Genomic DNA, 7,311 nt, shown 5'->3' with positions numbered 1-7,311 from the left:
CATCGAGCCCGAGGAAGCCCGGGTGCTGCTGTTCGACGGTGGAGAGCGGGTTTTGAAGGCCTTCTGCCCGGAACTGGGGGAGAAGGCGACGCGGTCCCTGCAGCGGCTGGGCGTCGAGCTGCACATGGGTGTCCACGTGACCGATGTCGGGCGGGACGGGGTGACCGTCAGCCCGAAGGCCGGCGGTCCCGACGAGCAGTATGTGGCACGAACCGTGCTGTGGACAGCCGGAGTGGAGGCCGTTCCCTTTGCCCGTCACGTCGCCACGGTGCTGGGCGCGGAATCCGACCGCAGCGGGAGAATCGCTGTCGGGCCTGATCTTTCGGTCGCCGGGCATCCGGAGATTTTCGTGATCGGAGACCTGGCCGGCCGCGAGAACCTGCCCGGGGTGGCCGAGAACGCGATGCAGGGCGGGCTCCACGTCGCCTCGTGTATCCGTCGGGAACTCGCAGGCAAGCCCAGACGGCCGTTCCGCTACCGGGACCTCGGTTCAGCGGCGTACATCGCTCGGGGACAGGCACTTCTGCAAGTCGGCCCGGTCAAGGTCGCCGGTGTTCTCGGATGGCTGGCGTGGGGTTTCCTGCACATCGCGTTTCTGACCGGCATCCGTAACCGGGTCAGCACCGTGAGTACCTGGCTGGCCACCATCGCGCGGGCCCGCCGCGCACACCGGGCATTCATGCTCGGAGCGACCGGTCTTCCCGAGCAGCGCTACACGTGGACCACCTGGGACGCGCTCACTCCTCCGCCGCCCGAGGTGCCACCGGACGGTGACGACCGCCCGCACAGCCCGTAGCGTGCGGCGCCACAGCGCGTTTCGAGTAGTCGGCTACGCGTGTCCACGGCCGCCGTGCGCGGTTACGTTCCGATCATCCGAAGTTGGCGCAAAGCCACCGAGATGAGAGGAGCGCTGTCATGCCTCCATATCCGACAGTCACATTGAAGAACGGCAGCCAGGGCCAGAACGTTGCCACGCTGCAGGCGCTGCTGAACCTGGACTACCCGGCCTATTCACACCTGCAGGTCGACGGCGAGTTCGGCGCGCAGACCGAAGCTGTCATCCGGGAATTCCAGAAGCGGGCCGGGCTGTTCGTCAACGGCGTCGCGGGCGCTGAGACGTTGGCCAAGCTCGACGAGCTCACCACCCAGGGCGCCGGCCCGGTGGGCGAGGAGATGAAGGAATGCAACGGCGGCATCTGGGCCAGCCAGAGCACCTCGTGTCCGTTCGCCCAGAATGTCCGCCAGGAGTACTTCAGGGTTCCCGGGGATTCAGTGCAGATCAACGTGTTCAGTCCGGTGACGCATCAGACGTACACCATGGCGTGTGTCCGAGAGGGTGACTGGGTGACCTGCCGCGGCGGCAACAACGCGGTCGTCCAGTTCTCGTTCCACTGACGGCGCTACCCGCCGCGGGCCGGCCTGTCCTGGAGGTCGGGGGCGGCCGCCGCCAGCAGGGCCTGCCGGTCGCCGGTGAGCGGCGGGTAGATCCGTTCGGTATTGATGGTCTTCTTGGTGGCCTTGGCGACTGCGCCGGTCGCCACGACGTCGCGATCCCAGCCCTCGGTGTAGACCGCACCGGCGGGGCCCAGATCGAGAACGGTGACATACCAGGGGATTCGCAACGCGCGCATGGGCCGGCCGAGGAGGTCGCCGATCACGTTGTACCCGGCGTAGCGGCCCATCGGTCTGCCGTGCTGACACGACATCACCGACAGGTGGCCATCGTCCACCCGCGCGGCGGCCACGTCGCCGGCGGCGAACACCGCGGGCACATGCTCGACGCGCAGGTAGTCGTCGACCGGCAGCCGGCCGAACCGGTCCGGCGTGACCGGCAGCTGCGCTGTCAGTGGGTTGGCTCGCATTCCCGCGCACCACACCACGGTTGCGGTGGGCACCGTTGCACCGGAAGACAACGTCATCGCGCCGATGTCGACGGCCGTCACGCTGACACCGGTCATCACCTCAACCCCGTTGTCGGACAGCGCTTTTTCGATGACCGGGCGCGCCGAGGCGCCCATGTCCGAGCCGACATGGGAGTTGTGGTCGACGAGCCGGACCTTGGGCACCCGGGAGTTCTCGAAGATCGCCGCGAGCCTCGTGGGCAGTTCGCAGGCCGTCTCGATTCCGGTGAGCCCCGCACCGACCACAACGACCGTATCCGCGCCCGATGTCCGGGGATTGACGGCCAGCGTCTCGAGGTGGGCGGCGAGGCGTCCGGCGCCGTCGAACGTGTCGACGTCGAAACCGAACTCGGCCAGTCCGGGGACATGCGGTCGCGCGACTCGGCTGCCTGCGGCCAGTACCAGCCGGTCATAGTCGATGATCAACGTTTGCCCGTTGCGCTGTGCCGTCACATTCCGGGCGTCGACATCGACCGCGGTGACTTCGCCGGCGATGTGTTCGACACCGACGGGATCCAGTAGCTTCCCCAACGGGATTCGGCAGTCGGTGAGATCGGTCTCGTAGTTACGGACGCGGATGTCGTGAAAGGGACGCTCGCTGACCACCGTGATCTTCACGCCGTCGGCCACCGTTCCGAGTTCGTCGACGCGTCTGGCGGCACCGAGGGCGGCCCACAACCCGGCGAAACCCGATCCGACGATCAGCACGTGGCTCACGGTGTCAGCGTGCCACGCCACAAAAAATCACGGCCGGCAAAACGCTCGTTCGCCGGCGGGTATGACCGGCGGCGCACCAACACGATGGTTGCGACGGCGGCGACGATGAAAAGCGTCGGGTTGGTGGAGACCACCAGCAGCTTGTCCGGCTTGGACATCGTCGCGATGGCGGCGTCGAGCGCCTCGACATAGCTGGTGTAGCCGGCGCTGAGCTGGTGCGAGGTCCGGTAGAGCCAGGCGGCGAACCACATGAACACCGCCAGGTAGACAGCCAGCGCACCGGCCGCCCAGACGGCGCGGGTCGGGCCGGTGGAGCGCACCGCCCGATCGACGATGATGGCCAGCAGCGGAACGGTCCACACCCAGTGATGCCCCCAGGCAAGCGGCGGCACCGTGCACGACAGCAATCCGACGAGCGTGATCGCCAGCAGGGCGTGCCCGGACTGCTGTGCCCGTTGTGCCGCAACGTACCCCAGTACCGCCGCGGCGCCGATGGCGACCATCCACCACAGCGTCGGCATCGGTGCGGGCGCCGCCAGGATGGCCAGGATTCCGCCGATCGAGAAGTTCCCGGGATGGGTGAGCGGGCCGATGCGATCGGTCTGGAACACCGCGTGCAGCCAGTAGGCCGTGGAATCGGTCGGCAGGACACACCAGGTGATCGCGACCGTCGCCAGCGCAGCTCCCAGCGCGGTGAATGCCGCACGCCACTGCCGGGTGAGGAACAGGTAGGGCACGAACACGACGGCGGTCAGTTTGACGCCGGCGGCGATGCCGACCGACCATCCGCGCAGACGGGCCGATGGCGGCCGGGTGAGATCCCAGACGATCAACGCCATCAGGACGAGATTGACCTGGCCTTGCCAGAGCGTGCCCCGCACTGCCTCGATGTCGACCGCGACGAGACTGAGCGCGAGGGTGAGCAACAAGAGCCGGGGGTCGGCCCGGTAGCCCAGGACTGTGGCGCATCGCCAGATCGTGAGGGCCAGCGCCGTGAATGAGACCGCCATCCAGATCACTTGGGCTGCAGTGAAACCCATGAGAGACAGGGGGATGAAGGTGACAGCGGCGAACGGCGGGTAGGTGAACCAGCCCCCTCCGGGCAACTCCGCGGCGTAGAGCGGTTGACCGTCGAGCAGTTGTTGCCCGCCGTGGCGATAGACGTCGAGGTCGCCGCCGTTGGTGAGCAGCCCCATGTGTGAGCCTGCGGTGAACGGTTCCAGCAGTTGGTGAATGACCAGCAGCGCTACGGCCGCCAGCCAGGAGATCGCCACCGCGTTCGTCGAAACTGCGTGGACCCGGTTCGGTGCTGTCATGACGCAAGCCCCTCCCGTGCGCACCAGCCGACCCCTGGCTGTGAACGAAGCTCGTTCGGGCGCAACAACCAACGAATATATGAAGCACTTGTTACAGTCAAGCGTGCCTCGCGAGATCGACCGGGTGAAGCGTGACCAGCTGCTGGCGGGCGCAGCGTCGGTGTTCGCCCGCGCGGGTGTGGTCGACACATCGCTGCGTACGTTGGCCACCGAACTGGGGACCAGTGCCCGGATGCTGGTCTACTACTTCGGCACCAAAGATCAGCTGATGCTGGAAGTGCTGAACCGGCAACAACGCCAGGCGATTCCGGAGACCGACGACGTGGAGTTACCGGTGTCGGTGGCCGCACATCGGCAATGGTGTTTCGACGATTGGCATGCCTGCACCCGCGGTGAGCGGAGCGAGAGCCTACGGGTGGTCTTGCAGGTGTTCGGTGCCGCGTGCAGCCGTGACAGTCCGTACCGCGAGTACACCTGGGACACGCTGTCGCTGCTGACCCGCAACTCGAAGGCCCGATTGACCGCACTCGGGATGTCGGACCACGTCGCCGAGACGCGCTCACGCATCGCCCTCGCGGCATTCCAGGGCTTCATCATCGAGTTCTTCACGGCCGAGGACGCCGCCTATGTGGATGACACATTCAGCCGTTTCATCGACGAATTCCTGCTTGCGCCGTTCTGATCGAGAGGCGCTCCGGGGCCTGATTCACCGCGCGAGCCCAGCGCGCCCCCGGTGGGATGTGCGACGATGCTCGGACCGCCCGGTACTCACACTGTCTCCCGAGCAGGCGTTTCAGCGGGCGTAACAGAGAGGACCGCCGGACAGATGACCGATGCGCGCCGCGCCACGCTCCCCGTCAAAGGGGCGAAGCTCGCGATTGCAGGCTTGACCGTCGTCGGTGCCGTGTTCGCCGCCGCTGGTCAGGCGGCTGCGGACCCCGTCGTGCCGGACCCGGCACCAGCACCATCGGATCCAGCGCTGGCCGCCCCGCCGCCGCCCGCCCCGGTCGGTCCGCCGCAGGTACCCGAGATCGCCAACCCCGTGTACGGCTCCGGCCAGTACGGCTCCGGCCCGGTCGGCACGCTCAGGGATCTCTGGCATCAGGCCCGCGACCCGGGCGGCTTCCAGACCGGCGGGGGAGCGCCCGAGGGTGTCGCACCGCCTCCCGGCGCAGGTCCGGCTCCGCCGCTGCCGCCCGGCTACAAGTCGATCAATGCCCCCGGTTCGGAGACTCCGGTCACGGCACCGGCACCCGGTAGCGGTCCTGTCGGCCCGGCGCTGCCACCTGGCTACTATTCGCTGAACGGCCCGCCGCCACCCGGATACGAGTACAACTCACCTGGTCAGCGCCCTCCGGCGCCGCCGGAGGCTCCTACTCCGTAACCGCGCGTCCCAACACGTGGCGCAGCGCCTGATCCAGGTCCGGATGGCGGAAGTGGTGATCAGCCGCGGCGAGAACCGCGGGAACGGCCCGCTGGCTGGCGCAGGCCAGTTCGCGGGCACCTTGATCGCCGAGCAGTACCCGAGGCCCCAGTGCGGGCACCGGTAGAACGGTCGGGCGGTGCAGGACGCGGCCCAGCGTGTCGGTGTATTCAGCATTGCGCACCGGCTCCGGGGCCACCGCGTTGACCGGGCCGGACAGTCGCTCGTCCCACAACGCGCGGTGGTAGATGTCGACCAGGTCGTCGATGCCGATCCAGGGCAACCACTGTTGTCCGTCGCCGATCCGGCCGCCGAGCCCAGCGGCGAACAGCGGGCGCAACAGTCGAAGCGTGCCGCCGCTCGGGGATTGCACGATCCCGGTACGGATCCGGACCACGCGCGCCCCGGATTGTTCCGCCGGGGCCAGCGCGTCCTCCCAGTCGGCCACGACATCGGCGAGGAACCCATCGCCGCGCTCACTGGCCTCGGTCAGGACCTCGTCGGCGCGGTCGTACCCGTAGAAGCCGACCGCTGACGCGCTGACGAGCACCTGCGGCCCGCGATCGGTGGCGGCGATCAGTTCGGCGAGCCGGCGGGTCGGCTCGATGCGGCTGTCGCGAATCGCCCGGCGGTGCCCATCGGTGAACCGGCCGGCGATCGTTGCCCCCGCCAGATGGACGACGACGTCGACCCCGGTGAACAGTTCCGGGTGGGGATCGTCCGGGTTCCATTGCCGCTCATCAGGTTTGGTTGCCGCATGGCGGACCAGCCGGATGACCCGGTGGCCACCGGTGCTCAGAAACGCGGTCAATGCCGACCCGACCAGACCGGACGCGCCGCTGACTGCGACGGTCAGCGGCGCCAGTCCGTGTGAGCGCGCCTCTTGGTGGGACGCGAGGTCGTCGGCGAGTTGGCGATGCCGGTAGGCGAACATCGGACGTAGGAAATGGCCGGGCACCGGCGTCTCGACGCGGTCGGTCATCCGGGTGTGGGTGGCGTCGACGGCTTCGAAATCGTGAATGTGCTTCCAGCGCACCGCTAATGCCGCGGGTAGCGAGGCCGGCCCACCGCGGGCGATCTGGTCGACGAAGCGTCGTGGTGGGTCGTATGCGTCGGCCTGGTGTTGCGCCACCCACCGCAGGCCGCCGGGCAGTGCGAGTTCGGCGCGGCCGTCGCGCAGCGAGGCGGCCTCGGATTTGAGCTGCATCGCCTGCCACGGTGGTGACAGCCTGGCGAACGCACCCGGTCGGCCGTGCCAGGCGAAGACCTCTTCCTGCGGGGCGTCGATGATGCTGGAGTACACCAATCCCATCGGCCGACGTTACCCGCAGGATCCGCGTCGGGGGGCGGCTCGGCGGCCGCAGCTACGCCGAGGCCCGCCTCGCCCGCAGGCCCGCGTAGGCGAACAACAGTCCGGTACCGATCTCGGAAAGGGCCGTCACCCAGGAGAACCAGGTGACGTTGATGCGCGGACCGCTGAGATAACTGTCCTGGAATCCCGGCCAGAAATTCGGCAGCAGATGTGCATAGCTGAACAGCACCGCGCTGCCGATACCGGTGAAGATCGCGACGTCGGGCGCCCTGGGATGGCCGCGCACGGCCATCGTGACCGCGATGATGACGACCACACCCTGGATCATGCCGCCCGCCATGACGAACATCGGTGACGCCGACATTCCCCGGAGTAGGTGGTCGAGCACGTGCAATCCCCAGCCGGCCAGGAATGTCCATGCCGTCAGACGCAGAAAGCGTTGTGTCTGAACGATTGTCGGTGTCGCCATGGGACCCCCATTCGAACTACTACAAGCGATAGTAGAACGATGGGGCATCGGTGGCAATAGTCGCGACCGTGGTCGGTCTTCGACTTCTGATCGGGCCCCCAGGATATCGTCGCTCCAACTGTAGCCAGCTCTGTAATAGAGTCCGTATTTGCCCGAAGTGCCGGACGAGAGGT

8 protein-coding genes are annotated in these 7,311 nt (G+C 67.7%); 4 read left to right on the top strand and 4 right to left on the bottom strand.

The annotated features are described in order from the left end of the window. Together TX88_RS35205 and TX88_RS34705 are read left to right on the top strand one after the other, a co-directional pair. Positions 1 to 796, top strand: a 796-nt coding sequence (locus TX88_RS35205; protein ID WP_044518646.1) for an NAD(P)/FAD-dependent oxidoreductase, incomplete at its 5' end; no start/stop codon positions are given. 119 nt (positions 797 to 915) lie between these two features. Then, positions 916 to 1,395 (top strand): peptidoglycan-binding domain-containing protein, encoded by a 480-nt coding sequence (locus TX88_RS34705; RefSeq protein WP_209447000.1) that lies wholly within the window; start codon positions 916 to 918, stop codon positions 1,393 to 1,395. Between the two features lie 5 nt (positions 1,396 to 1,400). Here the strand turns inward: TX88_RS34705 and TX88_RS18440 are convergent, their stop codons facing one another. Both TX88_RS18440 and TX88_RS18435 read right to left on the bottom strand, forming a co-directional pair. Continuing rightward, positions 1,401 to 2,618, bottom strand: a complete 1,218-nt coding sequence (locus TX88_RS18440) for an NAD(P)/FAD-dependent oxidoreductase (protein WP_044518644.1) — start codon at positions 2,616 to 2,618, stop codon at positions 1,401 to 1,403. Then, positions 2,615 to 3,934 (bottom strand): glycosyltransferase 87 family protein, encoded by a 1,320-nt coding sequence (locus TX88_RS18435; RefSeq protein ID WP_084621933.1) that lies wholly within the window; start codon positions 3,932 to 3,934, stop codon positions 2,615 to 2,617. Before TX88_RS18435 ends, TX88_RS18440 begins: the two co-directional genes overlap by 4 nt. A gap of 103 nt (positions 3,935 to 4,037) precedes the next feature. Between TX88_RS18435 and TX88_RS18430 the strand changes: the two genes are divergently transcribed. Both TX88_RS18430 and TX88_RS18425 read left to right on the top strand, forming a co-directional pair. Further along, positions 4,038 to 4,616 (top strand): TetR/AcrR family transcriptional regulator, encoded by a 579-nt coding sequence (locus TX88_RS18430; RefSeq protein ID WP_044518643.1) that lies wholly within the window; start codon positions 4,038 to 4,040, stop codon positions 4,614 to 4,616. Positions 4,617 to 4,760: 144 nt separating this feature from the next. Then, positions 4,761 to 5,318 carry a hypothetical protein gene (locus tag TX88_RS18425; RefSeq protein ID WP_044518642.1) on the top strand — a complete coding sequence of 186 codons (558 nt, stop codon included), beginning with the start codon at positions 4,761 to 4,763 and terminating at the stop codon, positions 5,316 to 5,318. Here TX88_RS18425 and TX88_RS18420 read toward each other — a convergent pair. Together TX88_RS18420 and TX88_RS18415 are read right to left on the bottom strand one after the other, a co-directional pair. After that, positions 5,308 to 6,669, bottom strand: coding sequence for a TIGR01777 family oxidoreductase (locus TX88_RS18420; RefSeq protein ID WP_044518641.1), 1,362 nt, complete (start codon positions 6,667 to 6,669; stop codon positions 5,308 to 5,310). The two genes, TX88_RS18425 and TX88_RS18420, sit on opposite strands and share 11 nt — an antisense overlap. A gap of 52 nt (positions 6,670 to 6,721) precedes the next feature. Beyond that, positions 6,722 to 7,138 (bottom strand): hypothetical protein, encoded by a 417-nt coding sequence (locus TX88_RS18415; protein ID WP_044518640.1) that lies wholly within the window; start codon positions 7,136 to 7,138, stop codon positions 6,722 to 6,724. Positions 7,139 to 7,311: the final 173 nt, after the last annotated feature.

The organism is Mycolicibacterium septicum DSM 44393 (assembly GCF_000455325.1).
GTDB classification, from domain to species: Bacteria; Actinomycetota; Actinomycetes; order Mycobacteriales; family Mycobacteriaceae; genus Mycobacterium; species Mycobacterium septicum.
The sequence above is the reverse complement of the archived record's forward strand: the minus strand, read 5'-3'. Positions and strand labels throughout refer to the sequence as shown.

What these genes read in the sequence shown, in the direction of transcription:
- TX88_RS34705 (WP_209447000.1), top strand. Translation starts at nt 916, where the DNA reads ATGCCTCCATATCCGACAGTCACATTGAAGAACGGCAGCCAGGGCCAG.
- TX88_RS18435 (WP_084621933.1), bottom strand. Translation starts at nt 3,934, where the DNA reads ATGACAGCACCGAACCGGGTCCACGCAGTTTCGACGAACGCGGTGGCG.
- TX88_RS18425 (WP_044518642.1), top strand. Translation starts at nt 4,761, where the DNA reads ATGACCGATGCGCGCCGCGCCACGCTCCCCGTCAAAGGGGCGAAGCTC.
- TX88_RS18420 (WP_044518641.1), bottom strand. Translation starts at nt 6,669, where the DNA reads ATGGGATTGGTGTACTCCAGCATCATCGACGCCCCGCAGGAAGAGGTC.
- TX88_RS18415 (WP_044518640.1), bottom strand. Translation starts at nt 7,138, where the DNA reads ATGGCGACACCGACAATCGTTCAGACACAACGCTTTCTGCGTCTGACG.